Genomic DNA, 25,921 nt, shown 5'->3' with positions numbered 1-25,921 from the left:
GCCCGGGTGTCAGTGGCGAGGCTTAGACTTCGACGCTGACCCCCGGACTGTCCGCCAGCCCGTCGCCCAGTGTTTTCCATGGAGGCCACGCCGTGTCAAAACCGCCGTTCACGCACCTGCACGTCCACACCCAGTACTCGCTGCTGGACGGTGCCGCGCGGCTGAAGGACATGTTCGACGCGTGCAACGAGATGGGCATGACCCATATCGCCATGTCCGACCACGGCAACCTGCACGGGGCGTACGACTTCTTCCACACCGCGAAGAAGGCCGGAGTCACCCCGATCATCGGCATCGAGGCGTACGTCGCGCCCGAGTCGCGGCGCAACAAGCGCAAGATCCAGTGGGGCCAGCCGCACCAGAAGCGCGACGACGTCTCCGGTTCCGGCGGTTACACCCACAAGACGATCTGGGCGGCCAACGCGACGGGCCTGCACAACCTCTTCAAGCTCTCCTCGGACGCGTACGCCGAGGGCTGGCTCCAGAAGTGGCCCCGGATGGACAAGGAGACCATCTCCCAGTGGTCGGAGGGGCTCATCGCCTCCACCGGCTGCCCCTCCGGCGAGCTCCAGACCCGGCTGCGCCTCGGCCAGTTCGACGAGGCGCTCAAGGCGGCCTCCGAGTACCAGGACATCTTCGGCAAGGACCGCTACTTCCTGGAGCTGATGGACCACGGCATCGAGATCGAGCACCGGGTCCGCGACGGCCTCCTGGAGATCGGCAGGAAGCTCGGCATCCCGCCGCTGGTGACGAACGACTCGCACTACACGTACGCGCACGAGGCGACCGCGCACGACGCGCTGCTGTGCATCCAGACCGGCAAGAACCTCTCCGACCCGGACCGCTTCCGCTTCGACGGCACCGGCTACTACCTGAAGTCCACGGACGAGATGTACGCCGTCGACTCCTCGGACGCCTGGCAGGAGGGCTGCGCCAACACCCTCCTGGTGGCCGAGCAGATCGACACCACCGGCATGTTCGAGGCGAAGAACCTCATGCCGAAGTTCGACATCCCCGACGGCTTCACCGAGGTCACCTGGTTCAAGGAGGAGGTCCGCCTCGGCATGAACCGCCGCTTCCCCGGCGGCGTCCCCGACGACCGCCAGAAGCAGGTCGAGTACGAGATGGACGTCATCATCCAGATGGGGTTCCCGGGGTACTTCCTCGTCGTCGCCGACTTCATCATGTGGGCGAAGAAGAACGGCATCGCGGTCGGCCCCGGCCGAGGTTCCGCGGCCGGCTCGATCGTCGCCTACGCGATGGGCATCACCGACCTCGACCCGATCCCGCACGGTCTGATCTTCGAGCGGTTCCTCAACCCCGAGCGCGTCTCCATGCCCGATGTCGACATCGACTTCGACGAGCGCAGGCGCGTCGAGGTGATCCGGTACGTGACCGAGAAGTACGGCGCCGACAAGGTCGCCATGATCGGCACCTACGGCAAGATCAAGGCCAAGAACGCGATCAAGGACTCCGCGCGCGTGCTGGGCTACCCGTACGCGATGGGCGACCGCCTCACCAAGGCGATGCCCGCCGACGTCCTGGGCAAGGGCATCGACCTCAACGGCATCACCGACCCCTCGCACCCGCGCTACAGCGAGGCCGGCGAGATCCGCTCGATGTACGAGAACGAGCCGGACGTCAAGAAGGTCATCGACACCGCCAAGGGCGTCGAGGGCCTGGTCCGGCAGATGGGCGTGCACGCGGCCGGCGTGATCATGTCCAGCGAGCCCATCGTCGACCACGCCCCCATCTGGGTGCGGCACACGGACGGCGTGACCATCACCCAGTGGGACTACCCGCAGTGCGAGTCGCTCGGCCTGCTGAAGATGGACTTCCTCGGCCTGCGCAACCTGACGATCATGGACGACGCCGTCAAGATGGTGAAGTCCAACAAGGGCATCGACCTCGACCTGCTGGCCCTGCCGCTCGACGATCCGACGACCTTCGAACTGCTCCAGCGCGGTGAGACCCTCGGCGTCTTCCAGTTCGACGGCGGCCCCATGCGCTCGCTGCTGCGCCTGATGAAGCCCGACAACTTCGAAGACATCTCCGCCGTCTCCGCGCTCTACCGTCCGGGCCCGATGGGCATGGACTCGCACACCAACTACGCGCTGCGCAAGAACAAGCTCCAGGAGATCACCCCGATCCACAAGGAGCTCGAGGCGCCCCTGGAAGAGGTCCTGGCCGTCACCTACGGCCTGATCGTCTACCAGGAGCAGGTGCAGAAGGCCGCCCAGATCATCGCCGGGTACTCGCTCGGCGAGGCCGACATCCTGCGCCGCGTGATGGGCAAGAAGAAGCCCGACGAGCTGGCGAAGAACTTCACCATCTTCCAGGCCGGCGCGAAGAAGAACGGCTACAGCGACGAGGCCATCCAGGCCCTGTGGGACGTGCTGGTCCCGTTCGCCGGCTACGCCTTCAACAAGGCGCACTCCGCCGCGTACGGCCTGGTCTCGTACTGGACCGCCTATCTGAAGGCCAACCACCCCGCCGAGTACATGGCCGGGCTGCTCACCTCGGTCAAGGACGACAAGGACAAGTCGGCCGTCTACCTGAACGAATGCCGGCGCATGGGCATCAAGGTGCTCCCGCCGAACGTCAACGAGTCGGTGCACAACTTCGCCGCGCAGGGCGACGACGTGATCCTCTTCGGCCTCGAAGCGGTCCGCAACGTCGGCACGAACGTGGTCGAGTCGATCATCAGGAGCCGCAAGGCCAAGGGCAAGTACGGCTCGTTCCCCGACTACCTCGACAAGGTCGAGGCGGTCGCGTGCAACAAGCGCACCACGGAATCGCTGATCAAGGCGGGCGCGTTCGACACCCTGGGGCACACCCGCAAGGGCCTCACCGCGCAGTTCGAGCCGATGATCGACAACGTGGTCGCGGTCAAGCGCAAGGAGGCCGAGGGCCAGTTCGACCTCTTCGGCGGCATGGGCGAGGAGGAGACCAGCGAGCCCGGCTTCGGACTCGACGTCGAGTTCACCACCGACGAGTGGGAGAAGACGTATCTGCTCGCCCAGGAGCGGGAGATGCTCGGCCTCTATGTGTCCGACCACCCGCTGTTCGGCCTGGAGCACGTGCTGTCCGACAAGGCCGACGCCGGTATCGCCCAGCTCACCGGAGGCGAGCACGCGGACGGCGCGGTGGTGACGATCGGCGGCATCATCTCCGGTCTCCAGCGCAAGATGACCAAGCAGGGCAACGCCTGGGCGATCGCCACCGTCGAGGACCTCGCGGGCTCCCTCGAGTGCATGTTCTTCCCGGCGACCTACCAGCTCGTCTCGACCCAACTCGTCGAGGACGCCGTGGTCTTCGTCAAGGGCCGCCTCGACAAGCGCGAGGACGTGCCGCGGCTGGTCGCGATGGAGCTCCAGGTCCCGGACCTGTCGAACGCGGGCACCAACGCGCCGGTGATCCTCACCATCCCGGCCACCCGGGTCACCCCGCCGATGATCAACCGCCTCGGGGAGATCCTCACCCACCACAGGGGTGACAGCGAGGTCCGCATCAGGCTCCAGGGCCCGACGAAGACGACCGTCCTGCGGCTCGACCGGCACCGGGTCAAGCCCGACCCCGCTCTGTTCGGCGACCTGAAGGTGCTGCTCGGCCCGTCCTGCCTGGCGGGCTGAGGCCGCACGGACCCGTGAACCATGAGGGGCGCATCCGGTATCGGATGCGCCCCTCGGTGTGCCTGGGCTGCAACAGCCCGCAGTGCGGACGTCAGTTGTGGCCGAAGCGCTTCTGCCGGCCCTTACGGGCGACATCGGCGGGCGTCACCTGGGAGATGCGCTGCTCGGCCTGCTCCTGCATCGAGGACTGCTGCGCCGCCTGCTGACCGCGCTCGGACTGCGGCTGTTTACGCTCCTGCTTCTTGTGCTTGGCCATGGTGATCTGCCTCCTGTGGGGGATCGAGGGGCCAGGTCCGCGACCAGAGTCACATAGGCTGACTTACAGCGCATTTCGGATAATTACCGTCTGTAACAGGGTTTGTCACAGCGCAAGCGCCCGAAACGCCACGCCGAAGATCGAGTTCGGGCCGTTAACCTCCGCGTGGTCGGGCAGACTCGAAGGAAGCCCGAAGCAAACCTCCCGGAAAGAGGGTGAGTCGTGGACCGCTGCATCGTCCTGGTGGACGCCGGGTATCTGCTGGGGGCCGCCGCCAGTCTCCTCGCCGGAGAGCCCTCGCGATCCCGGATCACCGTCGATCACGCCGCTCTCGTCCAGGGCCTGCGCGAACAGGCCGAGTCCGAGACCGAGCGGCCGCTGCTGCGCATCTACTGGTTCGACGGCGCCCCGGACCGTGTCCCGCAGCCCGAACACCGCAGGCTGCGCGTGATGCCCCGGGTGACGGTCCGGCTGGGCGCGCTGACCCGCAGTGACGGCCGCTGGGCGCAGAAGGGCGTCGACGCCGCGATGCACGCCGAGCTGACCGAGCTGGCCCGCAACCGCGCCTGCTCCGACGTCGTCCTCGTCACCGGCGACGGCGATCTGCTGCCCGGCATGATGGCCGCCAAGGAGCACGGCGTCGCCGTCCACCTGTGGGCCGTCCAGGCCGCCGACGGCGACTACAACCAGTCCGAGGACCTCGTCGCCGAGGCCGACGAACGACGGGTCCTGGACCGCACCTGGATCACCAAGGCCGTCCGCGCGAAGGACCTCGGCGGGATCTGCGCGCCGCCGCCCGCGCCCCGGCCCGAGATCGCCGCGATCCTCTCCGCGCCGCTGCCCGACTCCGGCCTCGCCCCCGCCGCCGAGCGGACCGCCGAGGAGGCCGAGCACGCCTCCGCCGCCTCGCAGAACGGCGCGCAGGAGCGCGTCCCCGCCCCCAAGGGCGTACCGACCCCCAAGGACCTGGCCGCCCTGCGCGCGCCCGGCGCCCAGGCCGTCCAGCACCCCACCACCGCGACCCTGCGCTGGTCCTCCGACAAGGGCTGGGTCGACCGCCCCGGGGTCGCCCCGGAGCCCTCCGAGGTCGCCTCGATGCCGACGCTCGCCCAGGTCACCACGGCGGAGCAGCGGTGGGCCGACCGCGAGGAGGACATCACGACCGTCGGCGGGGACCCCTACGAGGTGGGGCAGGTCTTCGCGCGCCGGTGGATGGGCCGCCTCGGCGACCAGGGCCATCTGCAGAAGCTGTCCGGCATGTACCCGCGGATCCCGCACCGCATCGACGGCGAGCTGCTCAGATACGCGGCCCGCTTCGGACTGCTCGCGCACAAGGACGACCAGATCGACGAGCACGACCGGTACGCCATCCGGGCGGGTTTCTGGCGTGAGATCGATGTGCGGACGGCCGCCGAACACGCTCCGGCCGCGGACTGAACCGGGCTTCGGGAACGCCCCCGACGGCGAGCGGAGGTCGCCGACCCCGTAGTCTCGTCCTTTGTGAGTACGCGCGTGGCACCGGCAATGCGGCACAAAGACGAGGTCGTGTGTGCCGTACGCGGGCTGACCAAGTCGTATCCGGCGGTCCGGGGCCGGCGCGGCACTCCCGCGACGCCTGCGGTCCGGGCCACCGACGACGTACGGCTGGACATCCGGCGCGGTGAGATCTTCGGCCTGCTCGGGCCGAACGGCGCGGGCAAGACCACCCTCGTCCGCCAGATGACCGGCCTGATGCGGCCCGACGCGGGCAGCGTGGAGATCCTCGGGCACGACATCGTGCGCCACCCCGAGCGGGCCGCGCGCATCCTCGCCTACCTGGGGCAGGAGTCCACCGCCCTCGACGAACTCACCGTCTCCCTCGCCGCCGAGACCACCGGCAGGCTGCGCGGCCTCGACGTCCGCGCGGCGCGCCGGGAGCGGGACGACGTCCTCGACGAGCTGGGCCTCACGCCCCTCGCCGGACGGACGCTGCGCAAGCTGTCCGGCGGACAGCGGCGGCTGGCCTGCTTCGCCGCCGTGCTGGTGGGGGAGCGCCCCCTGCTGGTGCTGGACGAGCCGACCACCGGCATGGACCCGGTCGCCCGGCGGGCCGTGTGGGCCGCAGTGGACCGACGGCGGGCCGAGCGCGGGACGACCGTGCTGCTCGTCACCCACAACGTCATCGAGGCCGAGACCGTCCTCGATCGGGTGGCCGTCCTCGAACAGGGCCGGGTCATCGCCTGCGACACCCCCACCAGGCTCAAGGAGCAGGTCGCCGGCGAGGTGCGGGTCGAGCTGGTGTGGCGGGAGCGGGCGCCGCTGGACGTGCCCGAGGTCGCCGCGCTGCGCGAGCGGGCCGTGGAGTCCGGCCGCCGCTGGACGCTGCGGCTGGCCCCCGACGAGGCCCGGGCGATCGTCGCCACCGTGACCGGCGGCGCCGCCTTCGCCGCCCTGGACGACTTCACCCTGGCCACCCCGAGCCTGGAGGACGTCTACCTGGCGCTGGGCGGGGCGGCACGACAGGGGCTGGTACGGGCATGAGCAGGGCGATGAGCGGGGCGCGAGCGGCGAGACCGAGAGGCGCCGGGGCGGGCCGCCGGGGCCGTATGGGACGGTATGAGAACCGTAGGGAAGAGGAGCAGCGCCACGTGAGTGTCGTACCCGCCGAGGTTCTGCCGGGGAGCGCCCGGACCGTGACGGAGCCGGTCCGCGGCGCCGCCGCCGAGCTGGCGCCCCGCGCACGGCTGTGGCCGTCGCTCGTGGCCGTCTACCGGGCCCAGCTGTCCCGCGCGCGGGTGGCGCGCATCCCGCTGCTGTTCGTGGCGACCTTCCAGTCGGTCGGCATCCTGATCATGATGCGGGGCGTCGTGGACGGCGGGCGCGAGGCGGAGGCCGTGGTGGCCGGGTCCGCCGTGCTCGTCGTCGCCTTCGTCGCGCTGAACCTGCTCGCGCAGTACTTCGGACAGCTGCGGGCCAGCGGGGGGCTCGACCACTACGCGACGCTGCCGGTGCCGCCCGCGGCCGTGGTGCTGGGGGCGGCGGGGGCGTACGCGTCGTTCACCGTGCCGGGGACCCTGGTGACCGCGGTGTTCGGGTGCGTGCTGTTCGGGCTGCCGCTGATCCATCTGTGGGTGCTCGCCCTCGTCATCCCACTGGCGGGCGCCGCGCTGTCCGGGCTCGGCGCGGCCTTCGGGCTGCTCGCGCCGCGACCGGAGCTGGCCACCCTGCTGGGGCAGCTCGGCATGTCCGCCGCGCTGCTGCTGGGCGTGCTGCCGCCGGACCGGATGCCGGAGGCGGTGCGCTTCGCCCGTGATCTGCTGCCGTCCACGTACGGGGTCGAGGCGTTCGCGCGGACTTTCCAGGCCAGTCCGGACTGGGCGTTCGTGCTGGGCGACCTCGCCGTCTGCGCGGGTGTCGGCGTGGTGTCACTGGCGGTCGCCACCTGGGCGTATCGCCGGGCCGCCGTCCGGTGACGCGCCGCACAGCCGGGCCTGGCACGATGTCAGGGTGACCGCACCGCTGACTCCGCCTCCGCCGCCGCACGAATCTTCTCCGCACGGAGCCTGGCCGCCGCCGTCGTCGTCGGCTCCGGCACCGTCGTCCGGAGGGTACGCGGGGGTGGCCGCCGTGCCCCACGACGTCTCGTACGGACAGGACGGGCCCGGGATGAAGACCGAACTGCGGGAAGCCGCCGTGATCACGGTGGTCGTCGCGCTCGTCGGTGTGGTGCTCGGGCTGCTGTGGGTGTGGCTGGCGCCGAAGGTGCCGCTCGTCGGTGATGTGGTGGACGGCGACTGGGTCGTCTTCTTCAAGGACACCGAGGGGGAGCAGGCGATCGGGGTGGACGGAACGTTCACGCTGTTGGCCCTGGCGTGCGGCGCCGTGAGCGCGCTGGCGGTGTTCGCCTGGCGGCGGCGCGGTGGAGTGCCGGCGGTGGTCGCGCTCGCCCTCGGCGGGTTCCTCGGGTCGCTGCTGGCCTGGCGGCTGGGGATGTGGCTCGGGCCCGAGTCCGATGTGATCGCGCATGCGCAGTCGGCGGGCAAGGGGGTCACGTTCTCGGCGCCGTTGAAGCTGGGGGCGAAGGGCGCGTTGCTCGCGTGGTCGCTGGCCGCCCTGATGGTGCATCTGGGGCTCACGTCGCTGTTCGGGCCCCGCGATCCCGATCCGTACGCGGCGCAGGGGACCGTGCCCAAGGACGGATACGGGGCGCCGACGGCCTGAGGAGCCGGTTCACGGGCCGAGAGAACTCACCCGCGGGCGATCGGCGACAGCACCGCTGCCGTCAGGGTGGCCAAGGCGGTCGGGGAGAGTTCCACCTCCAGGCCCCTTCTGCCGGCCGAGACGCAGATCGTCGCGTGGTTCGTCGCCGAGGCGTCCAGCACGGTGGGGAGCTTCTTGCGCTGGCCCAGTGGGGAGATGCCGCCCCGGACGTAGCCTGTGGTGCGTTCGGCCAGGGTCGGGTCGGCCATCGACGCTCGTTTGCCGCCCACCGCCGAGGCCAGGGCCTTGAGGTCCAGGGAGCCGGCCACGGGAACCACCGCCACCGTCAGGGCGCCGTCCACGTCCGCGACCAGGGTCTTGAAGACGCGGTCGGGGGAGACGCCCATCGCCTCGGCCGCCTCCTCGCCGTAGGACGGGTGGCCGGGGTCGTGGTCGTAGGAGTGGACCGTGAAGTCCACGCCCGCCGCCGTCAGGGCCACCGTCGCGGGCGTGCCCCCGGACTGCTGACGTTGCTTCTTCGCCATGCTCGACCTTCAGTTGAGACTCGTCGGGCCGCGGGTCAGGTCCGCCGCGGGCAGCGAGGGCAGGTTGCGGATGATCGCGGTCTCCGCGCGCAGGAGCGTCAGCTCGTCCCGCAGCCGGGAGGCCGTGTCGGGGGCCTGGAGGAAACGCTGCTTGGTGGGGGTGTCCAGCATCATCGCGGCCGCCACCAGGTACGACACCACCGACGGGTCGTCCGGGAGCTCCGCGCCGGTGGCCAGGGAGCGTTCGCGGGCGCCCGCCAGGCGCTTCTGGTACTGACGGAAGGCCCGCAGCACGCCCTCCGCGAGGGCGCCCGCCTCGTCGCCCGGGTCCTCCGGCAGCTCCTCGAGCTCAGCCGTCAGGAAGGGGCCCGAGGCGTCCACCGACAGCAGCTTCACCCGGGTCGTGCCCGTCGCCAGCACCTCGAACGTGCCGTCGGCGCGCTCGCGGATCGTCGCCGCGTCCGCCACACAGCCGACGCCGTGGAACGCCTTGACCGGGTCGTCGCCGAAGCCGGCCGCGGGGCCGCGCTCGGGCACGGCGGTCTGGTCGGGCAGGCCCTGCGCGCTGGGCGCCACCTCGTGGCCGTCGCGGATGGCGACGACGGCGAACCGGCGCGATTCGTCCTCGGGGGTCTTCAACAGGTCGCGCATCATGGCGCGATAGCGCTCCTCGAAGACGTTGAGCGGGAGCACGAGTCCCGGGAACAACACCGAGTTCAGGGGGAAGAGCGGCAGGCGGACGGTGGTCACGACGCAGAAGCCTAGTGGTCCAGCGGGCGGTCTCGTCCGCCGTGCCCATTCCCTGGATGCCACGGAGGCTGTCCGGAAGGCCCCGAGCGCACTTCCTCGCGTACCGCCAGGAAGTGGCCGAGCGGGTCGTCCGACAGCAGGCCCCAGGGGAACGACGTGGCGTACGGGCCGATCAGCCGGAGCTGTACGAGGGCTTCGTCACGGCGGTCCAGGCGGACCAGGACGTACGTCAGCAGGTTGCGGATCTCGGCCGTCCAGGGGTCGAGGCCGGGGAAGCGCACGGAGAGCGCGATGGCGCGGTCGGCGGCCGCGTCCAGCCGCTCGCGCGGCACGTCGGGGCCGCAGCCGTCGGTCAGGTACGCGAAGGCCGCCCGGGCCGGCAGCGCCTGGACGAGGGAACCGGCGGGCGCGTCCTGGGCGGCCCGGTCGGCGAAGTCGAAGCACTCGCGGTGGGAGCCGTGCCAGGACGCGGCCAGATAGCGCTTGGCGGCCACATGGCAGCCGTAGTGGTGCGGGGCGCGGCGGACCGCGGCCGCCCACAGCTCGCCGAAGTACTTGTGTCCGGCCCGTGCGCCGCGCGCGTGGTCCAGGGCGATGCGCCACGGCACGGGGTCGCGGACGTCGCTCTGCGCGGCGGCCGTGATCAGCGGGCTCACCTCGCGCAGCAGCTCCGCGCGGGCCGGCGACCGCCAGGCGCGGTCCACCGCGAGCTGGGCGGAGACGAGCAGCACATCGGGGTCGCGCGGGGCGGCGGCACGCCACTCCTCGAACCACTCCGGACGGGAGAGCGCGAAGGACGCCAGCCGGATCGCGTCCCGGTCGCGGTACTCCCACTGGGCTTGCTCGCGGGTATGGGCCATCAGCTCGGCGGCGGGCGCGTAGGCGCCCAGGCCGGCGGCGACGAGCGCGGGACCGAGCCGCTCGTCGGGTACGTCGAGGAGCACCTCGTCGTCGGCGGGGAGCCCGGCGGCGGTGCTGTGGGGCGCGGCGTTCCGTAGCGCCCGGGAGGCCCGGGAGGCGCGGATGAACGGGGGCAGCAGAGCCATGGTCTCGCCATTGAAAAGCCGCAGCTTCAGATTGCGCCAGAGCCTTCACGCAACCTGCGGAAAGTTGTACGACCCAGAGTCAAGGGACGGTAAAAGGAGGCTGCTCAAAGGGTGTCGGTGCGGTGGGAGTGTGCTGATGGTGTGCGCATCGCGTGTGCATCGGGCGCTGTCCTCAGCCCCGGCGCAGCAGCCGTGTCAGCCCCGGCGCAGCAGCCGCGTCGCCCCCGCCGCCACCGTCGTCGCCAGGATCCAGCCGAGCAGGATCAGCGCCGTGGACAGCCACTGCCAGCCGCCGTGCAACCGCCACTGGCCGACCTGCCCCAGGTCGATGACCGGCAGCAGCAGGTCGAGGGCGAAGAGGGCCGGGTTCCAGGGCGGGTGTCCGTCGCCGTTGCCGTCGACCGGCGGATGCGCGGCGTGCGCGAAGGCCAGCGAGCTCGCCGCCCACAGCACCGCCATCCACACCGCCGCCCGGCCCGGCCGGTAGCCGTACGCGACCGTCCAGTCCTGCACGTACCCCAGGAGCTTCGCGGCCGGCGGCAGCGTCTCGCGGCGGCGGCGCTGTTTGGCCAGCAGCACCTCGCGGGCGTCCTCGTCCTCCCCGCCGGCCCGCAGCACGGTCGCCAGCCGCTCGTACGGTTCCGGGGCGTACTCGGCGGTCGCCGCGGCCACCCAGCGCAACCGCTCGGCCAGCGGGAACGGTCCCTGCGGCACCAGGTTCTCGTACGCGAAGCCGCCCATGTGCAGATTGCCGGGGCCCGGCCAGGCGCTCGCGCGGTCCACGAGGTTGATCACCCGGGCGCCGGACAGCACGACCTTGCCGCGTCTCGGCGGCTCCCCGAGGAAGCGCAGCTCGGGCGTCTGCACCCGGCGCAGCGACAGCTCCTGGTCGTCGGTGAAGGTGAACCGGGCCCGCTCCAGGTCCACGGCGTCCCCGAACCGGCCGTCGTCCAGGCGCACCCCGCCCCGGCACTCGAAGCGCTGGATGCGCGTCCCGCGCGCGGGGGTCGTGCCGCTCAGCGCCTGGCCGCCGACGCCCGCCGGGGTCAGATACAGCGAGCGCTCCACGGTCAGCTGCGGGGCGTTCAGCGCGAGCCGCGTGTACGGGTTGGCCAGCCGCGCCCCGCGCAGGCTCAACGACACGCCGATCTTGGCGCTGCGCAGACTCAGCTCGCCGTGCGATTCGAGGAGCTCGGCCTGGAGGTCCTGGCCGACCGTCAAGCCGTCGCCGGCGATCGAGCGGCCGGTGCGGTCGCGGTAGACGATCGCCTGGTTGAGCAGCAGGTCCGTGCCGATGTGCGCGTCGGTGAGCCGTACGCCGTTGTGGAAGCGGCAGCGCGGGAGGTGCAGATCGCCCTCGGTGTGCACCCGGGCCGCCTCCAGGCGCGGCACCGAGCAGTCCACCATCCGCAGGGTCGTGAACCGCGCCTCCGGCAGCAGCACCTCGCGCTCGAACCGGCAGCGCTTCAGCTCCACGTACGGCACCACCGTGCCGCCCGCGAGGTCCAGGGTGCCGCTGATCTGCACGCCGGAGAGCTTGAGGGACGCCACCCGGCCGGCCAGCGCGGGCGGTCCGGCCAGCAGCAGCCAGGCCACGATCCGGGCCCGCACGGTCCGCGCCGCGCCCCACGGATGCCCTCCGTGCGGATCGTCGACGACCGTGTCCCCGCTGCTCAGGTCGTACGCGCTGCCGTTGCGGAAGGCCTGCCACATGCCTGCCTCGGCGGCGGTCAGGTCGTCCGGCAGGTCTCCCGTGCCGTCTCCCGTACGGATGCCCGCCCCCTCCGTCACGCTGTTCACCCTCTTCGTTACTCACCGGTTTCGCACAGCCGTTCATGCCCGCTGGGCGACCCCCGAACGCTAAGGGGGAAGGCGATCTTCAGGGTTCCGGCCACGTTCTGTATCAGCCATTGATACGCGCGGACGACGCCCGATTCCGGTCTGAGAGAATTGACCGCGTGATCTCCCGAATCGATCTGCGCGGCGACGCCCTCCCCGAGGGCCCCGCACTGCGCGACCTGCTGCCCCGAGCCGACTTCGACGTCTCGGCCGCCCTGGAGAAGGTGCGTCCGATCTGCGAGGCCGTGCATCATCGGGGCGACGCGGCGCTGATCGACTTCGCCGAGCGGTTCGACGGAGTGCGGCTGGAATCCGTACGGGTCCCGGCGCGGGCGATCACCGAGGCGCTGGAGCAGCTCGACCCGGCCGTGCGCGCGGCCCTGGAGGAGTCCATCCGCCGCACCCGTCTCGTCCACCGCGAGCAGCGCCGTACGACGCACACGACCCAGGTCGTGCCCGGCGGGTCGGTGACCGAGAAGTGGGTGCCGGTCGAGCGGGTCGGGCTGTACGCGCCCGGCGGCCGGTCGGTCTACCCGTCCTCCGTGATCATGAACGTGGTGCCCGCGCAGGAGGCCGGCGTCCCGTCCATCGCGCTCGCCTCCCCGGCGCAGGCCGAGTTCGACGGCCTTCCGCACCCCACGATCCTCGCCGCCTGCGCGCTGCTCGGCGTCGACGAGGTCTACGCGGCCGGCGGCGCCACCGCCGTCGCGATGTTCGCGTACGGCACCGAGTCCTGCGCGCCCGCCAACATGGTCACCGGCCCCGGCAACATCTGGGTCGCCGCCGCCAAGCGCTACTTCACCGGCAAGATCGGCATCGACGCCGAGGCCGGCCCGACCGAGATCGCGGTCCTGGCCGACGACACGGCCGACCCGGTGCACGTGGCCGCCGACCTGATCAGCCAGGCCGAGCACGACCCGCTGGCCGCCGCCGTCCTGGTCACCGACTCCGTCGAGCTGGCGGACGCGGTCGCGAAGGAGCTTCAGCCGCAGGTCGCGGCCACCAAGCACATCGAGGACCGGATCGTCCCGGCGCTGGCCGGCCGGCAGTCGGCGATCGTGCTGGTCGACGGGGTGGAGGAAGGCCTCAAGGTGGTCGACGCGTACGGCGCCGAGCACCTGGAGATCCAGACGGCCGACGCCGCCGCCGTGGCCGACCGGGTGAAGAACGCGGGCGCGATCTTCATCGGGCCCTGGGCGCCGGTGTCCCTGGGCGACTACGCGGCCGGGTCCAACCATGTGCTCCCCACCGGCGGCTGCGCCTGCCACTCCTCCGGGCTGTCCGTGCAGTCCTTCCTGCGGGGCATCCACATCGTCGACTACACGCGCGACGCGCTGGCCGAGGTCGCGCACCACGTGGTGACGCTGGCGGAGGCGGAGGACCTGCCCGCGCACGGCGCGGCGATCAAGGCCCGGTTCGAGTGGAAGGTACCGGCGAGCAAGTGAACTTCGGAATCGACGATCTCCCCGTACGGGACGAGCTGCGCGGCAAGTCCCCCTACGGCGCGCCCCAGCTGGACGTGCCGGTACGGCTGAACACGAACGAGAACCCCTACCCGCTGCCCGAGGCGCTGGTCGAGCGGATCGCCGAGCGGGTGCGCGAGGCCGCCCGGAACCTCAACCGCTACCCGGACCGGGACGCCGTGGAACTGCGCACCCGGCTCGCGCAGTACCTGACGGACACCTCCGGCCACGAGGTCGGCCCGGCCAACGTATGGGCCGCCAACGGCTCCAACGAGGTCCTGCAGCAGCTGCTGCAGACCTTCGGCGGGCCGGGCCGCAGCGCGATCGGCTTCGAGCCGTCCTACTCGATGCACGGGCTCATCTCACGCGGCACCGGAACCGGCTGGATCTCCGGTCCTCGGCGCGAGGACTTCACCATCGACCTCGCGGCCGCCGAGAAGGCGATCGCCGAGCACCGCCCGGACGTCGTCTTCATCACCACCCCCAACAACCCCACCGGCACCGCGGTCCCGGCCGAGACGGTCCTCGCGCTGTACGAGGCCGCGCAGGCCGCCAAGCCGTCGATGGTGGTGGTCGACGAGGCGTACATCGAGTTCAGCCACGGCGACTCACTGCTGCCGCTGCTCGAAGGTCGGCCGAATCTCGTCGTCTCGCGCACGATGTCGAAGGCCTTCGGCGCGGCGGGGCTGCGCCTCGGCTACCTCGCCGCGCACCCGGCGGTGGTGGACGCCGTCCAGCTCGTCCGGCTGCCGTACCACCTCTCGGCCGTCACCCAGGCGACCGCCCTGGCCGCGCTGGAGCACACCGACACGCTGCTGAAGTACGTCGAGCAGCTGAAGTCGGAGCGGGACCGGCTGGTGAGCGAGCTGCGCGCGATCGGCTACGCGGTCACCGCGTCCGACGCCAACTTCGTGCAGTTCGGGCGGTTCGAAGACGCCCACGCGGTCTGGCAGCAGATCCTCGACCGGGGCGTCCTGGTCCGGGACAACGGCGTGCCCGGCTGGCTGCGGGTCACCGCAGGAACCCCCGAAGAGAACGACGCGTTCCTCGACGCGGTCCGTGAAGTCAAGAAGGAGCAGAGCGCATGAGCCGCGTAGGACGCATAGAGCGCACCACGAAGGAGACGTCGGTCCTCGTCGAGATCAACCTCGACGGCGCCGGCAAGGTCGATGTGTCGACCGGCGTCGGCTTCTACGACCACATGCTCGACCAGCTCGGCCGGCACGGTCTGTTCGACCTGACCGTCAAGACCGACGGCGATCTGCACATCGACTCCCACCACACCATCGAGGACACCGCCCTCGCGCTGGGCGCCGCCTTCAAGCAGGCCCTCGGCGACAAGGTGGGCATCTACCGCTTCGGCAACTGCACGGTCCCGCTGGACGAGTCCCTCGCCCAGGTCACCGTCGACCTCTCCGGCCGCCCGTACCTCGTGCACACCGAGCCCGAGAACATGGCGCCGATGATCGGCGAGTACGACACCACGATGACCCGGCACATCCTGGAGTCCTTCGTCGCCCAGGCGCAGATCGCGCTGCACGTGCACGTGCCCTACGGGCGCAACGCGCACCACATCGTGGAGTGCCAGTTCAAGGCGCTGGCCCGAGCCCTGCGCTACGCCTCCGAGCGCGACCCGCGCGCGGCCGGCATCCTTCCCTCCACGAAGGGCGCGCTCTGAGCCATGACCGGACTGTCGACCATCCTGATCGTCGTCGGCCTCTTCCTGGCCGGCGGCATCTACTCCTTCGTCAGGCAGCAGATGCCGAAGAGCCTGATCGTGCTGCTCTCGATCGGCGCGACGATGTGTCTCGTCGCCGGCGTCATGAGGCTGGAGGTGTGGAATTGAGCAAAGGCACCGCATCCAAGAAGGTCGTCGTCTTCGACTACGGCTTCGGCAACGTCCGCTCCGCCGAGCGCGCCCTCGCGCGCACCGGGGCCGACGTCGAGATCACGCGTGACTTCGACACAGCCATGAACGCCGACGGACTGCTGGTGCCGGGCGTCGGCGCCTTCGCCGCCTGCATGAAGGGCCTGCGCGAGGCCCGCGGCGACTGGATCATCGACCGCCGGCTGTCCGGCGGACGCCCGGTGATGGGCATCTGCGTCGGCATGCAGATCCTGTTCGCGCGCGGCATCGAGCACGGTGTGGAGACCGAGGGCCTGGACGAATGGCCCGGCACCGTCGGCCCGCTCCAGGCCGACATCGTGCCCCACATGGGCTGGAACACCGTCGACGCGCCGGAAGGCTCCGAGCTCTTCGCCGGGCTGGACGCGGACGCGCGCTTCTACTTCGTGCACTCCTACGCCGTCCACGACTGGTCCCTCGAAGTGCTGAACCCGGCCATACGCGCCCCCAAGGTGACCTGGTCGACGCACGGCAAGCCGTTCGTGGCCGCCGTGGAGAACGGCGCCCTGTGGGCCACGCAGTTCCACCCCGAGAAGTCCGGCGACGCCGGCGCCCAGCTCCTCACCAACTGGATCGGAACACTGTGAGCAAGCTCGAACTCCTCCCCGCCGTCGACGTCCGCGACGGCCAGGCCGTCCGGCTCGTGCACGGCGAGTCCGGGACCGAGACCTCCTACGGCTCCCCGCTCGAGGCCGCCCTCGCCTGGCAGCGCTCGGGCGCAGAATGGCTGCACCTGGTCGACCTGGACGCCGCGTTCGGCACCGGCGACAACCGGGCGCTGATCGCCGAGGTCGCGAAGGCGATGGACATCAAGGTGGAGCTGTCCGGCGGCATCCGCGACGACGACACCCTGGCCGCCGCCCTCGCCACCGGCTGCACGCGCGTGAACCTGGGCACGGCCGCCCTGGAGACGCCCGACTGGGTCGCCAAGGTCATCGCCGAGCACGGCGACAAGATCGCGGTGGGCCTGGACGTGCGGGGCACGACCCTGCGCGGCCGCGGCTGGACCCGGGACGGCGGCGACCTCTACGAGACGCTGGAGCGGCTCAACGGCGAGGGCTGCGCACGGTACGTCGTCACCGACATCGCCAAGGACGGCACGCTGCAGGGCCCGAACCTGGAGCTGCTGCGCAATGTGTGCGCGGCGACGGACCGGCCGGTCGTGGCGTCGGGCGGCGTGTCGTCCCTCGACGACCTCCGCGCCATCGCCGAGCTGGTGCCGCTCGGCGTCGAGGGCGCCATCGTCGGCAAGGCGCTCTACGCGAAGGCGTTCACCCTGGAAGAGGCCCTGGAGGCGGTGGCCCGGTGAGCGATCTGCGACGCGTCTCGACCGGCGCGCCCTGGGAGGACGCCTTCGGCTACTCCCGCGCGGTGGAGCTGCCGAACGGCCTGGTGCTGGTCTCCGGCTGCACCTCGATAGTGGACGGCCAGATCGCCGGCGGCGGCCCCTACGAGCAGACGGTCAACGCCTTCAACGTCGCGTTCGCGGCGCTGGGGCAGCTGGGCCTCGGCAGCGACGACGTCGTGCGCACGCGCATGTACCTCACCCACGCCCGGGACGTGGAGGAGGTCGGCCGCGCCCACAAGGAGCTGTTCGACGCCGTCCGGCCCGCCGCATCCATGATCATCGTCTCCGGCCTCGTGGACCCGAGTCTGGTCGTCGAGGTCGAGGTCGAGGCGTTCCGAGGGGAGTCCGCACCATGAGCCTCGCCGTACGAGTCATCCCCTGCCTGGACGTGGACAACGGCCGGGTCGTCAAGGGCGTCAACTTCCAGAACCTGCGCGACGCGGGCGACCCCGTCGAGATGGCCAAGGTGTACGACGCCGAGGGCGCCGACGAACTGACGTTCCTGGACATCACCGCCTCGTCGGGCAACCGCGAGACGACCTACGACGTGGTGCGCCGCACCGCCGAGCAGGTCTTCATCCCGCTGACCGTCGGCGGCGGGGTGCGCGCTCCCGAGGACGTCGACAAGCTGCTGCGGGCGGGCGCCGACAAGGTGGGCGTGAACACCGCGGCCATCGCCCGACCCGAGCTGATCAAGGAGATCGCCGAGCGGTTCGGCAGCCAGGTCCTGGTGCTGTCGGTGGACGCCCGGCGGACCCCGTCCGGGAGCTTCGAGGTGACGACGCACGGCGGCCGCAAGGGCACCGGCATCGACGCCGTCGAGTGGGCGCACCGGGCGGCCGAGCTGGGCGCGGGCGAGATCCTGCTCAACTCGATGGACGCGGACGGCACGAAGGACGGCTACGACCTGGAGATGATCGCCGCGGTCCGCAAGCACGTGACGGTCCCGGTGATCGCCTCCGGCGGCGCCGGCAAGCTCGCCGACTTCCCGCCGGCGGTCGAGGCGGGCGCGGACGCGGTCCTGGCGGCGTCGGTGTTCCACTTCGGCGATCTGCGGATCGGTGAGGTGAAGGACGCGCTGCGGGGCGCCGGGCATCCCGTTCGCTAGTCAGCTCGCAGCCGACATCCGCCGCCGCTCAGATCCCGAGCTGCTTGCCGGCCGACAGCTTGGCGATCGCGTCCTTGTCGCCGTCCAGCTCCACCTTCGCGGCGCTCTGCCGGCCGTACAGGAACAGCAGCAGCTCCGACGGCTCCCCGGTCGCCGTCACGACCGGCGTGCCCCGGTTGGCGACCGCCGTACGGCCGTCCGCGCGGCGCAGGACCAGGCCCGTCGGGGTGCCGCGGCCCATCAGGCGCGCGGTGCGCTCCAACCGGGACCACAGCGCGTCCTGGAACACCGGGTCGAGCTCGCGCGGCGTCCAGTCGGGCCGGGCGCGGCGGACGTCCTCGGTGTGGACGTAGAACTCGATCGTGTTCGACGCCTCGTCGAGCTGCTTGAGCTGGAAGGGGGAGAAGCGCGGCGGACCCGTGCGGATCAGCTGGAGGAGCTCCTCGTACGGCTTGGCGGCGAACTCCTCCATCACCTTGTCCAGGCGGGACGCGAGCTGCTTGATCAGGATCCCCCCGGCCGCGTCCGGTCGGCGCTCGCGCACCACCACATGCGCCGCCAGATCCCGGGTCTGCCAGCCCTCGCAGAGGGTCGGCGCCTCGGGACCCGCGGTCTCCAAGAGGTCGGCGAGCAGGAGCCGTTCACGCTTGGCGAAAGTCGACATGGAGTCAGCCTACGACCACGTACGAGGACCGCCCACCCGTCGCCCGACCACCACCCCCACCGAGACGCGTCGCGCCGCTCCTTCCAATCAGTGGACACCGCACCGTCACTGTCAGTGGCGCGCGGCACAATGGCAGGCATGACCAGCACGCCCTCGCCCAGCACCCTCGACCCCGAGATCGCCGCACGCCTCAAGCGCAGCGCCGACGGGCTCGTCCCCGCCATCGCCCAGCAGTACGACACCGGTGAGGTGCTCATGCTCGGCTGGATGGACGACGAGGCACTGCACCGCACGCTCACCACCGGCCGCTGCACCTACTGGTCGCGCAGCCGCCGGGAGTACTGGGTCAAGGGCGACACCTCCGGCCACTTCCAGTGGGTCAAGTCGGTCGCCCTCGACTGCGACGCCGACACCGTGCTGGTCAAGGTCGACCAGGTCGGCGCCGCCTGCCACACCGGCGCGCGCACCTGCTTCGACGCCGATGTGCTCCTCAAGGACGCCGAGGGCGCCGATTCCGGCGTACCGGCCTCGGATCAGTAAGGTCAGCCGCCATGGACCTCGAGACGTTCCGCAAGCTGGCCACCGACCGTCGGGTCATCCCGGTCACCCGCAAGCTCCTCGCCGACGGCGACACCCCGGTCGCGCTCTACCGCAAGCTCGCCGCCGAGCGCACCGGCACCTTCCTGCTGGAGTCCGCGGAGAACGGCCGCTCCTGGTCCCGGTACTCCTTCGTGGGCGTCCGCAGCTCGGCCACGCTCACCGCGCGGGACGGACAGGCGCACTGGCTCGGCACCCCGCCCGTCGGCGTCCCCGTCGACGGCGACCCGCTCGCCGCGCTGCGCGCCACCATCGAGGCCCTGCACACCCCCCACCAGGAGGGCATGCCCCCCTTCACCGGCGGCATGGTCGGCTACCTCGGCTACGACATCGTCCGCCGCCTGGAGAAGATCGGCCCCGGCGAGCGGGACGACCTGCGGCTCCCCGAACTGACCATGCTCCTGACCAGCGATCTCGCCGTCATGGACCACTGGGAGGGCTCCGTCCTGCTGATCGCCAACGCGATCAACCACAACGACCTCGACACGGGCGTGGACGAGTCGTACGCGGACGCGACGGCCCGGCTCGACGCCATGGAGGCCGACCTCGCCCGCCCGGTCGCCCAGCCGCCCGCCGTGCTGCCGCCCTCCGAACTCCCCGAGTACACCGCCCGGTGGGGCGGCCCCGACTTCCAGGAAGCCGTCGAGGACGTCAAGGAGCGCATCCGCGCGGGCGAGGCCTTCCAGGTCGTCCCCTCACAGCGCTTCGAGACGGCGTGCACGGCGAGCGCCCTGGACGTGTACCGGGTGCTGCGCGCCACCAACCCCTCCCCGTACATGTACCTGTTCCGCTTCGAGGGCTTCGACGTCGTGGGCTCCTCCCCGGAAGCCCTGGTCAAGGTCGAGGACGGCCACGCCCTGGTCCACCCCATCGCCGGCACCCGGCACCGGGGGGCCACCCCGCAGGAGGACCAGGCCCTCGCCGACGAGCTGCTCGCCGACCCCAAGGAGCGCGCCGAGCACCTCATGCTCGTCGACCTGGGCCGCAACGACCTGGGCCGGGTCTGTGAGCCGGGCTCGGTCGAGGTCGTCGACTTCATGTCCATCGAGCGGTACTCGCACGTGATGCACATCGTCTCCACGGTCACCGGCAAGGTCGCGACCGGCCGCACCGCGTTCGACGTCCTCACCGCCTGCTTCCCCGCCGGCACCCTCTCCGGCGCCCCCAAGCCGCGCGCCATGCAGATCATCGACGAACTGGAGCCCTCCCGCCGCGGCCTGTACGGCGGCTGCGTGGGCTACCTGGACTTCGCGGGCGACTCCGACACCGCCATCGCCATCCGCACGGCCCTGCTGCGCGACGGCACCGCCTACGTCCAGGCCGGCGCGGGCATCGTCGCCGACTCCGACCCGGTCGCCGAGGACCAGGAGTGCCGCAACAAGGCGGCGGCCGTACTGCGCGCGGTCCACACCGCCAACCGGCTCGCCGGATAGCCGCCGTCCGGACAGTGGGGCGCGTATCACGTGAACCCCGGGTGCCGGTTCGCCCGGGGTTCAGGCGATAGTGGGGTACGTGACTGCTGCTGTTCCGCACCCCCGTTCCGAAGCCGCCTCCGCCCGGTCGGGCCGTCTGAGCCTCGCCGTCGCCCTGCTGTGCGGTGCGCTGGGCGCGGCCGTGGCCCTGCTCTCCACCCGGCAGCGCTGGTCGGAGGGCACGGCGACGGTCGCCGGCGGCGCCTTCCCGCTGACCGCCAAGGGCAGCGACGTCACGGGCCTGCCCGCGGCGCTCGCCATAGTGGGCCTCGCTGCGCTCGTCGCCGTCTTCGCCGTCCGCCGGGCCGGACGCTTCGCGGTCTCCGCCCTGCTCGCGCTCTCCGGCGCCGGGATCATGACCGCCGCGCTGCTCGGCGCCACCGACGGCGCCGCCCTCGACGAACAGGCCGCAAAGGCCTCCGGCGACACCACGGCCACCGTCGCCTCCTTCACCCACACCGCCTGGCCCTACGCCGCGGCCGTGGGCGGCGCCCTGATCCTCCTGGCCGGCCTGCTCGCCCTGCGCTACGGCCGGCTGTGGCCCGCCATGTCCGGCCGCTACGAGCGCGACGGCACCCCGCGCCCCCGGCGCGCGGCCCGGCCCGTCGACCCCGACCGGCCCGAGGACATGTGGAAGGCCCTGGACCGAGGCGAGGACCCGACGGGCATGGATCCGGCCTGATCGCCCCTCCCGACCTCTCCCGACTTCTTCCGACCTCTTCGGCGCGGCTCTCGATGTGGTGAATCAGACGCGACCGATGACCACCCCCGCGTCCCGTACGCGTGCGCGTACGGGACAATGGACGATGAGCGTCCGGCTCGGACGGACACAGAGACAGCACTGAGGAGCAAGACATGGCGGGCAGCAGCCACGGACACACCCCGGCCGCCTGGACCGGTGTCACCATCGCCATCATCGGGTTCACCGTCGCGGGCGCGTTCATGGTGATGGCCGAGCCGCTCGGCTTCTGGGCCGGCATGGCGATCGTGGCTCTCGCCGGTGTCGTCGGCATGGCGATGCGCGCGGCGGGCCTCGGCCAGCCGCGGACCGCGCACCCGGTGCACCGGGTCGCGGCGACCCCGGCGGCCACCGCGACCCGTGAGCCGGCGAGCGTCGAGGGCTGAGTCTCCCGCGACTTCATGAGGGGCGGCCGGTGCGCAACCGGCCGCCCCTCACGCGCGCACGGCGCACCGGCGGGGCACAATGCGAGGCGTGAACGCCGACAGCCAGAGGGTGACGTCCACGGCCCTGGGACGACTGGCCGTGCCCGCCGGGATCCTCGCGGCCGTCGCCGGGGCCTTCGCCTACGTCGGGGCCGTCGACCCCAACGAGCCCGGTCACTATCCCGCCTGCCCCCTGCTGCGCTACACGGGCCTGTACTGCCCCGGCTGCGGCGGCCTGCGCAGCGCGCACGCCGTCGTGCACGGCGACTTCCAGGCCGCCCTCCAGGACAACGCGCCCGCCGTTCTGGCCTACCTGGGCTTCGCGGTTCTGTGGACCGTCTGGGTGGTCCGTGCGGCCCGTGGACGACCGGTGCGCGTCGATCTCACCTCGGTGCAGCTCTGGGCGGCGGGCGCGTTGCTGCTGGTCTTCACGGTTGTCCGGAACCTGCCGTTCGGTGGCTGGCTACACCCTTGATCAACAGACGGACGTCCAGGTATTGGGACCGCCGTCAACCGGATGTGAGGCCTTCGCCTTCCTCCGGATACCATCGCAGTGACCACCTTTTTCGCTGGTCGCTGGAACTGTCACCCGTCTCTCAGCTGGAAGGGGGCCGCTCGCGTGAGTGTGCTCGACGAGATCATCGACGGAGTCCGTGCCGACCTCGCGGAGCGGCAGGCGCGCGTCAGCCTCGACGAGCTCAAGGAGCGCGCGGCGAAGGCCCCCGCGGCCAAGGACGGGGTCGCCGCACTCCGGGGCGACGGCGTCAAGGTCATCTGCGAGGTCAAGCGCTCCAGCCCGTCCAAGGGCGCGCTGGCCGCGATCGCCGACCCGGCCGGCCTCGCCGCGGACTACGAGGCGGGCGGCGCGGCCGTCATCTCCGTCCTCACCGAACAGCGCCGCTTCGGCGGCTCGCTGGCCGACCTGGAGGCCGTCCGCGCCCGGGTCGACATCCCGGTCCTGCGCAAGGACTTCATCGTCACCTCGTACCAGCTGTGGGAGGCCCGCGCGTACGGCGCCGATCTCGCACTGCTGATCGTGGCCGCCCTCGAACAGTCGGCCCTGGAGTCGCTGATCGAGCGTGCCGTCTCCATCGGCCTGACCCCGCTCGTCGAGGTCCACGACGAGGACGAGGTGGAGCGCGCGGTCGACGCGGGCGCGAAGGTGATCGGCGTCAACGCGCGCAACCTGAAGACCCTCGAGGTCGACCGGGGCACCTTCGAGCGCGTCGCCCCCGAGATCCCGGACCACATCGTCAAGATCGCCGAGTCCGGCGTCCGAGGCCCGCACGACCTCATCGCCTACGCCAACGCCGGCGCCGACGCGGTCCTGGTCGGCGAGTCCCTGGTGACGGGCCGCGACCCGAAGACGGCGGTGGCCGACCTGGTCGCGGCGGGCGAACACCCGGCACTGCGGCACGGCCGCAGTTGATCTTTCGATAGGCTTGCCCCGATGACGCCCACGACAACTGCCACGGACCGGTACGCCCGCCTCGCGCGCGGCTGCCGCCCTCGTGGTTGCCGTGCGCCCGCACGCAGGGTGCACGGCCGTCGGGTGCGCTACGTCATCGGAGACGAGCCTGGCCAGGTGAACGGCATGCGATGGCCTACCCAGGGGCGCGGGGCCCTGCTCGATCTGCGGCTGCCGCCGCGCGAGCGCGACCAGCCGCATACGGCCTGAGGTCATACGACAACCCCCGCCCCCACGGCGCTCAGTGTTTTTTCCCGCACTCACCGTGAGGTAGACGCATGCCCAGCGAGTTCTTCATTCCCGACCCCGAGGGTCAAGTCCCCGACACCGAGGGCTACTTCGGCGCGTTCGGCGGCAAGTTCATCCCGGAGGCCCTCGTCGCCGCCGTCGACGAGGTCGCCGTCGAGTACGACAAGGCCAAGCACGACCCCGAGTTCGCGCGCGAGCTCGAGGACCTGCTGGTCCACTACACCGGCCGCCCCTCGCAGCTCACCGAGGTGCCCCGGTTCGCCGCGGAAGCGGGCGGCGCCCGGGTGTTCCTCAAGCGCGAGGACCTCAACCACACCGGCTCCCACAAGATCAACAACGTGCTCGGCCAGGCGCTGCTCACCAAGCGCATGGGCAAGACGCGCGTGATCGCCGAGACCGGCGCGGGCCAGCACGGCGTGGCCACGGCCACCGCCTGCGCCCTGTTCGGTCTCGACTGCACGATCTACATGGGCGAGATCGACACCCAGCGCCAGGCCCTCAACGTGGCGCGCATGCGCATGCTGGGCGCCGAGGTCGTGGCCGTGAAGTCCGGCAGCCGCACGCTGAAGGACGCCATCAACGAGGCCTTCCGCGACTGGGTCGCCAACGTCGACCGCACCCACTACCTGTTCGGCACGGTCGCAGGCCCCCACCCCTTCCCGGCGATGGTCCGCGACTTCCACCGCGTCATCGGGGTCGAGGCCCGCCGCCAGATCCTGGAGCGCGCGGGACGCCTGCCCGACGCGGCCGTCGCCTGCGTCGGCGGCGGCTCCAACGCCATCGGTCTCTTCCACGCGTTCATCCCGGACGCCGACGTCCGGCTGATCGGCTGCGAGCCGGCCGGCCACGGCATCGAGACCGGCGAGCACGCGGCCACCCTCACCGCCGGCGAGCCCGGCATCCTGCACGGCTCCCGCTCCTACGTCCTGCAGGACGACGAGGGCCAGATCACCGAGCCGTACTCCATCTCGGCCGGCCTGGACTACCCGGGCATCGGCCCCGAGCACTCCTACCTCAAGGACAGCGGCCGCGGCGAGTACCGCGCGGTCACCGACGACGCGGCCATGCAGGCGCTGCGTCTGCTGTCGCGCACCGAGGGCATCATCCCGGCCATCGAGAGCGCCCATGCGCTGGCCGGGGCCCTGGAGGTCGGCAGGGAGCTCGGCAAGGACGGGCTGATCATCGTCAACCTGTCCGGCCGCGGCGACAAGGACATGGACACGGCCGCCCGCTACTTCGGGCTGTACGACACCGACGCCGAGGTCGCCGCCAACACGGCCGACACCGCCGAGATCGAGGGGGACGCCAAGTGAGCGGCAACATCCAACTGCTGTCGGACACCCTCGCCGCCGCCAAGGCGGACGGCCGTGCCGCGCTCATCGCCTACCTCCCGGCCGGGTTCCCGACCGTGGACGGCGGCATCGAGGCGATCAAGGCCGTCCTCGACGGCGGCGCGGACGTGGTCGAGGTCGGGCTGCCGCACAGCGACCCCGTCCTCGACGGCCCGGTCATCCAGACCGCCGACGACATCGCCCTGCGCGGCGGGGTGCGCATCGCGGACGTCATGCGCACGGTGCGCGAGGCCTTCGAGGCCACCGGCAGGCCGATCCTCGTCATGACGTACTGGAACCCCATCGACCGCTACGGCGTCGAGCGCTTCACCGCCGAGCTGGCCGAGGCGGGCGGGGCGGGCTGCATCCTGCCCGACCTGCCGGTCCAGGAGGCGGCGCTGTGGAGGGAGCACGCCGAGAAGCACGGCCTCGCGACGGTCTTCGTCGTGGCGCCGAGCAGCAAGGACGCACGGCTCGCGCAGATCACCGAGGCGGGCAGCGGCTTCGTCTACGCCGCCTCGCTGATGGGCGTCACCGGCACCCGTGAGTCGGTCGGCGCGCAGGCCCAGGACCTGGTCGAGCGGACCCGGGCCACCGGCACCGGCCTGCCCGTCTGCGTCGGCCTCGGCGTCTCCGACGCTCGGCAGGCCGCCGAGGTGGCGGGCTTCGCCGACGGAGTGATCGTCGGCTCGGCCTTCGTCAAGCGGATGCTGGACGCGCCGGACGACGCGGCAGGCGTCGAGGCGGTCCGTGCGCTCGCGGGCGAGCTGGCGAAGGGCGTGCGCGGACAGGCGTGAGCCGTCGGGTGTGAGCCGTCGGGTGTGAGCCGTCAGGCGTAACAGGAGGTTCGGTCACCCGAACGGGTGGACCTGGGGTCGGGGAGGCGCATTGCGCCTCCCCGGTT

Annotated in this window: 28 protein-coding genes; 22 read left to right on the top strand and 6 right to left on the bottom strand. The window is 71.6% G+C overall.

The features are described from left to right. The first annotated feature begins 92 nt into the window (after positions 1 to 92). A complete protein-coding gene (gene dnaE, locus ABZ725_RS38830) occupies positions 93 to 3,632 on the top strand; it encodes a DNA polymerase III subunit alpha (RefSeq protein WP_358807107.1) in 3,540 nt (1,179 codons plus the stop codon). Between the two features lie 91 nt (positions 3,633 to 3,723). Here dnaE and ABZ725_RS38825 read toward each other — a convergent pair whose 3' ends face one another. Continuing rightward, positions 3,724 to 3,888, bottom strand: a complete 165-nt coding sequence (locus ABZ725_RS38825; protein WP_351910977.1) for a hypothetical protein — start codon at positions 3,886 to 3,888, stop codon at positions 3,724 to 3,726. Positions 3,889 to 4,110: 222 nt separating this feature from the next. On the opposite strand from ABZ725_RS38825, the gene ABZ725_RS38820 reads away from it, so the two are divergent. The 4 genes from ABZ725_RS38820 (at position 4,111) to ABZ725_RS38805 (ending at position 8,088) form a co-directional block, all read left to right on the top strand. Then, positions 4,111 to 5,325 (top strand): NYN domain-containing protein, encoded by a 1,215-nt coding sequence (locus ABZ725_RS38820; RefSeq protein WP_358807106.1) that lies wholly within the window; start codon positions 4,111 to 4,113, stop codon positions 5,323 to 5,325. Between the two features lie 108 nt (positions 5,326 to 5,433). Further along, positions 5,434 to 6,408: an ABC transporter ATP-binding protein gene (locus ABZ725_RS38815; protein WP_358807214.1), complete on the top strand. Its 975-nt coding sequence runs from the start codon at positions 5,434 to 5,436 to the stop codon at positions 6,406 to 6,408. Positions 6,409 to 6,515: 107 nt separating this feature from the next. Beyond that, positions 6,516 to 7,340, top strand: coding sequence for an ABC transporter permease (locus ABZ725_RS38810; RefSeq protein WP_358807105.1), 825 nt, complete (start codon positions 6,516 to 6,518; stop codon positions 7,338 to 7,340). Between the two features lie 34 nt (positions 7,341 to 7,374). Beyond that, positions 7,375 to 8,088 (top strand): DUF2567 domain-containing protein, encoded by a 714-nt coding sequence (locus tag ABZ725_RS38805; RefSeq protein WP_358807104.1) that lies wholly within the window; start codon positions 7,375 to 7,377, stop codon positions 8,086 to 8,088. Between the two features lie 26 nt (positions 8,089 to 8,114). Here ABZ725_RS38805 and ybaK read toward each other — a convergent pair whose 3' ends face one another. The 4 genes from ybaK to ABZ725_RS38785 all read right to left on the bottom strand — a co-directional run bounded on the left by ybaK (position 8,115) and on the right by ABZ725_RS38785 (position 12,199). Continuing rightward, positions 8,115 to 8,612, bottom strand: a complete 498-nt coding sequence (gene ybaK / locus ABZ725_RS38800; protein ID WP_358807103.1) for a Cys-tRNA(Pro) deacylase — start codon at positions 8,610 to 8,612, stop codon at positions 8,115 to 8,117. 9 nt (positions 8,613 to 8,621) lie between these two features. Then, positions 8,622 to 9,362 (bottom strand): LON peptidase substrate-binding domain-containing protein, encoded by a 741-nt coding sequence (locus ABZ725_RS38795; protein ID WP_351910971.1) that lies wholly within the window; start codon positions 9,360 to 9,362, stop codon positions 8,622 to 8,624. An 11-nt stretch (positions 9,363 to 9,373) separates the two neighbouring features. Next, a complete protein-coding gene (locus tag ABZ725_RS38790) occupies positions 9,374 to 10,408 on the bottom strand; it encodes a hypothetical protein (RefSeq protein ID WP_358807102.1) in 1,035 nt (344 codons plus the stop codon). Positions 10,409 to 10,603: 195 nt separating this feature from the next. Beyond that, complete coding sequence (locus ABZ725_RS38785; protein ID WP_358807101.1) at positions 10,604 to 12,199, bottom strand: oxidoreductase; 1,596 nt, start codon at positions 12,197 to 12,199, stop codon at positions 10,604 to 10,606. A 167-nt stretch (positions 12,200 to 12,366) separates the two neighbouring features. Here ABZ725_RS38785 and hisD point away from each other — a divergent pair, with 167 nt between their 5' ends. Genes hisD through hisF form a run of 8 tightly spaced genes read left to right on the top strand, consistent with a single transcriptional unit; the run spans position 12,367 to position 18,072 of the window. Then, positions 12,367 to 13,692 carry a histidinol dehydrogenase gene (gene hisD / locus ABZ725_RS38780; protein ID WP_358807100.1) on the top strand — a complete coding sequence of 442 codons (1,326 nt, stop codon included), beginning with the start codon at positions 12,367 to 12,369 and terminating at the stop codon, positions 13,690 to 13,692. After that, complete coding sequence (locus ABZ725_RS38775) at positions 13,689 to 14,798, top strand: histidinol-phosphate transaminase (RefSeq protein WP_351910967.1); 1,110 nt, start codon at positions 13,689 to 13,691, stop codon at positions 14,796 to 14,798. The genes hisD and ABZ725_RS38775 overlap by 4 nt, the downstream gene beginning before the upstream one ends. Further along, complete coding sequence (gene hisB, locus ABZ725_RS38770) at positions 14,795 to 15,388, top strand: imidazoleglycerol-phosphate dehydratase HisB (protein ID WP_351910966.1); 594 nt, start codon at positions 14,795 to 14,797, stop codon at positions 15,386 to 15,388. The genes ABZ725_RS38775 and hisB overlap by 4 nt, the downstream gene beginning before the upstream one ends. Before the next feature lie 3 nt (positions 15,389 to 15,391). After that, positions 15,392 to 15,556 (top strand): hypothetical protein, encoded by a 165-nt coding sequence (locus tag ABZ725_RS38765; RefSeq protein WP_358807099.1) that lies wholly within the window; start codon positions 15,392 to 15,394, stop codon positions 15,554 to 15,556. After that, positions 15,547 to 16,203, top strand: coding sequence for an imidazole glycerol phosphate synthase subunit HisH (hisH, locus tag ABZ725_RS38760; RefSeq protein ID WP_358807098.1), 657 nt, complete (start codon positions 15,547 to 15,549; stop codon positions 16,201 to 16,203). Before ABZ725_RS38765 ends, hisH begins: the two co-directional genes overlap by 10 nt. Then, positions 16,200 to 16,925 (top strand): bifunctional 1-(5-phosphoribosyl)-5-((5-phosphoribosylamino)methylideneamino)imidazole-4-carboxamide isomerase/phosphoribosylanthranilate isomerase PriA, encoded by a 726-nt coding sequence (gene priA, locus ABZ725_RS38755; protein WP_351910963.1) that lies wholly within the window; start codon positions 16,200 to 16,202, stop codon positions 16,923 to 16,925. Before hisH ends, priA begins: the two co-directional genes overlap by 4 nt. Further along, positions 16,922 to 17,320, top strand: a complete 399-nt coding sequence (locus ABZ725_RS38750; RefSeq protein ID WP_358807097.1) for a RidA family protein — start codon at positions 16,922 to 16,924, stop codon at positions 17,318 to 17,320. Before priA ends, ABZ725_RS38750 begins: the two co-directional genes overlap by 4 nt. Then, a complete protein-coding gene (gene hisF / locus ABZ725_RS38745) occupies positions 17,317 to 18,072 on the top strand; it encodes an imidazole glycerol phosphate synthase subunit HisF (protein ID WP_351910961.1) in 756 nt (251 codons plus the stop codon). The genes ABZ725_RS38750 and hisF overlap by 4 nt, the downstream gene beginning before the upstream one ends. Positions 18,073 to 18,100: 28 nt before the next feature. Here hisF and ABZ725_RS38740 read toward each other — a convergent pair whose 3' ends face one another. Further along, complete coding sequence (locus tag ABZ725_RS38740; protein WP_358807096.1) at positions 18,101 to 18,736, bottom strand: TIGR03085 family metal-binding protein; 636 nt, start codon at positions 18,734 to 18,736, stop codon at positions 18,101 to 18,103. Between the two features lie 138 nt (positions 18,737 to 18,874). On the opposite strand from ABZ725_RS38740, the gene hisI reads away from it, so the two are divergent. The 9 genes from hisI (at position 18,875) to trpA (ending at position 25,814) form a co-directional block, all read left to right on the top strand. Next, a complete protein-coding gene (gene hisI, locus ABZ725_RS38735; RefSeq protein WP_358807095.1) occupies positions 18,875 to 19,276 on the top strand; it encodes a phosphoribosyl-AMP cyclohydrolase in 402 nt (133 codons plus the stop codon). 11 nt (positions 19,277 to 19,287) lie between these two features. Continuing rightward, positions 19,288 to 20,766, top strand: coding sequence for an anthranilate synthase component I (locus ABZ725_RS38730; RefSeq protein ID WP_358807094.1), 1,479 nt, complete (start codon positions 19,288 to 19,290; stop codon positions 20,764 to 20,766). 70 nt (positions 20,767 to 20,836) lie between these two features. Next, a complete protein-coding gene (locus ABZ725_RS38725) occupies positions 20,837 to 21,487 on the top strand; it encodes a TIGR02234 family membrane protein (protein ID WP_358807093.1) in 651 nt (216 codons plus the stop codon). A gap of 173 nt (positions 21,488 to 21,660) precedes the next feature. Continuing rightward, positions 21,661 to 21,930 (top strand): HGxxPAAW family protein, encoded by a 270-nt coding sequence (locus tag ABZ725_RS38720; RefSeq protein ID WP_351910956.1) that lies wholly within the window; start codon positions 21,661 to 21,663, stop codon positions 21,928 to 21,930. 79 nt (positions 21,931 to 22,009) lie between these two features. Beyond that, positions 22,010 to 22,444 carry a DUF2752 domain-containing protein gene (locus tag ABZ725_RS38715; RefSeq protein ID WP_358807092.1) on the top strand — a complete coding sequence of 145 codons (435 nt, stop codon included), beginning with the start codon at positions 22,010 to 22,012 and terminating at the stop codon, positions 22,442 to 22,444. A gap of 144 nt (positions 22,445 to 22,588) precedes the next feature. Next, positions 22,589 to 23,398 carry an indole-3-glycerol phosphate synthase TrpC gene (trpC, locus tag ABZ725_RS38710; protein ID WP_351910954.1) on the top strand — a complete coding sequence of 270 codons (810 nt, stop codon included), beginning with the start codon at positions 22,589 to 22,591 and terminating at the stop codon, positions 23,396 to 23,398. Positions 23,399 to 23,419: 21 nt separating this feature from the next. After that, positions 23,420 to 23,647 carry a tryptophan synthase subunit(beta) gene (locus ABZ725_RS38705; RefSeq protein WP_358807091.1) on the top strand — a complete coding sequence of 76 codons (228 nt, stop codon included), beginning with the start codon at positions 23,420 to 23,422 and terminating at the stop codon, positions 23,645 to 23,647. A gap of 68 nt (positions 23,648 to 23,715) precedes the next feature. Then, a complete protein-coding gene (trpB, locus tag ABZ725_RS38700) occupies positions 23,716 to 24,999 on the top strand; it encodes a tryptophan synthase subunit beta (protein WP_358807090.1) in 1,284 nt (427 codons plus the stop codon). Next, positions 24,996 to 25,814 (top strand): tryptophan synthase subunit alpha, encoded by an 819-nt coding sequence (gene trpA, locus ABZ725_RS38695; RefSeq protein ID WP_358807089.1) that lies wholly within the window; start codon positions 24,996 to 24,998, stop codon positions 25,812 to 25,814. The genes trpB and trpA overlap by 4 nt, the downstream gene beginning before the upstream one ends. The last annotated feature ends 107 nt before the right edge of the window (positions 25,815 to 25,921 follow it).

The organism is Streptomyces sp. NPDC006872 (assembly GCF_040635845.1).
GTDB lineage: Bacteria > Actinomycetota > Actinomycetes > Streptomycetales > Streptomycetaceae > Streptomyces.
The sequence above is the reverse complement of the archived record's forward strand: the minus strand, read 5'-3'. Positions and strand labels throughout refer to the sequence as shown.